The organism is Actinomyces oricola (assembly GCF_004104015.1).
Taxonomy (GTDB): domain Bacteria; phylum Actinomycetota; class Actinomycetes; order Actinomycetales; family Actinomycetaceae; genus Actinomyces; species Actinomyces oricola.
Map to the genome: position 1 here is coordinate 1 of NZ_RYFV01000060.1, position 1,660 is coordinate 1,660.

Below are 1,660 nucleotides of genomic sequence, written 5' to 3' on the forward strand. Positions count from 1 at the left end.
CATAGCCAGGATAATCTGCTCGGTGTTCTGGCTGCCCTCAATGGGGTAGATGCGCATCTTCTTGGTGGTCAGGCTCAGGGCACCGAAGAACGAGCATGAAGAACGGTTCCGGTCGACGTAGATCTTGGTGCGCTTGCCCTTGGGCAGCCACATGCGGCGGGTCTCGGCCTCGTGCTCGACGCGGACTTCGTCGACGGTGTAGACCTCCCAGCCGCCGGCCAGCAGGTCGGCGACTTCCTGGCGGATCTGCGCCATCCGCTCGGTGATGGCCTTCTCATCGCGGCGCTTGTCAAAGGGATCGGGCAGCTTGAAGCTCATGCCGACGAAGCGCAGGAGCAGCTGGTAGGAAAAGTCGGACTCATACTCCACACCGAACCGCGCCTTCACCACGTCCCGCACAGCGGGTACGTCCCAGAAGTCAGCTCTGATGCCGGACTGCGATGGTGGCAGACTTAGCACTTCCTTGAGCTGTTCTTTTTGGGTGCGGGTGAGTTTCGCGGCGTTCTCATTGCCGGCATGACCAGTCACCACCGAATGTAACCTGGTGCGCCGCCACTCCGAGAACCATTCCTTCACGGTCCTCTCACACCGGTCAACCATCTCCGCAATAATGTCCGTATTAACGCCGCGGGACGCGTAGAGGATCGCTTCGGCTTTCAATCTGACCAGAATCAGCGTGTCGTTGCGCTTCTTCCACCTCAATAGAACATCGCGTTCTTCCAGTGTTACATCAACCTGCATGCGCCCATTCTATACCCCGCCCACACTAATCTCCACCTAAGAACGCACTGGAATACGGTTTTGTTTAAAGCCGGCCATATTACTCCTATTCCTGGCTCTGGTTATCTGGCTATTGCAGGACGACCCAGACGACGAGACTCCACACCCACAACCACCAAACCAGGCACCAACCAGACACCAGACACTAGAAAGCCACGAGGACATCATCCGCCAAGCCGCTCGTCTCAAGCTAGAACAAGACGCCGCCGCCCTGGCAGCCGCCCGAACCATGCTGGAAATAGCGCGGCTCTACCGACAAGAATAAAACACCATCGAGACGCTATCGAAGCGGGCGTGCGCCCTGTTTCCAATCACTATCGTTGTGTAAAACACAGCAGACACAATCACCGCCATCAACAAGCAGCACCCGAGTCACCAGACTCGGGGGTCCCTCAACCGCCAAACCACCAGACCCCCAGAGCTCTCCGCACCCCGCCAGACCCTGACCCACGGCCGCCTCAAGCCCCACTAGCCGCAACCATGCTTGTTGGGCCGCGTGCTGGCTGCATTGTCGCATCGTTTTTAGCTGCGCCTAGACGGTTCTTGCCCGAAACCCGGCGGCTATGTGAAATATGGGGCAAAGCAGTTCACACGAAAGGAGACAAGAAACCATGGCAAACATAACAAGCACAACAAACGCCACTCATCCCACTAGCCAGCAGATCGCCGGCCTTCCGGCCGGCGGCTTCCGCACCATCCTGGCTGACCCGCCTTGGCCGGCCCAGAGCGGCGAGCGCCACTACCGCACCATGAACCTAGTGTCGCGTGTCGTTAGTGTCTAGACGGTTGGGTGTTTGGGAGTATGTGGGTATGGCTCATCCTGGTGCTCCTGGTCTTGTGCTTCGTGATGGTGATGGTGAGGAGCTTGGGCGTTGGTTGC

At 58.4% G+C, this 1,660-nt stretch carries 2 protein-coding genes; one reads left to right on the forward strand and one right to left on the reverse strand.

Annotation, left to right across the window (positions count from 1 at the left end):
* On the reverse strand, positions 1-741 hold a 741-nt coding region (locus EUC46_RS12360), incomplete at its 3' end, for an IS630 family transposase (protein WP_128774454.1).
* A gap of 650 nt (positions 742-1,391) precedes the next feature.
* Here EUC46_RS12360 and EUC46_RS13210 point away from each other — a divergent pair.
* On the forward strand, positions 1,392-1,562 hold the full coding sequence (locus EUC46_RS13210) for a hypothetical protein (RefSeq protein WP_241655577.1): 171 nt from the start codon (positions 1,392-1,394) through the stop codon (positions 1,560-1,562).
* Positions 1,563-1,660 lie beyond the last annotated feature (98 nt).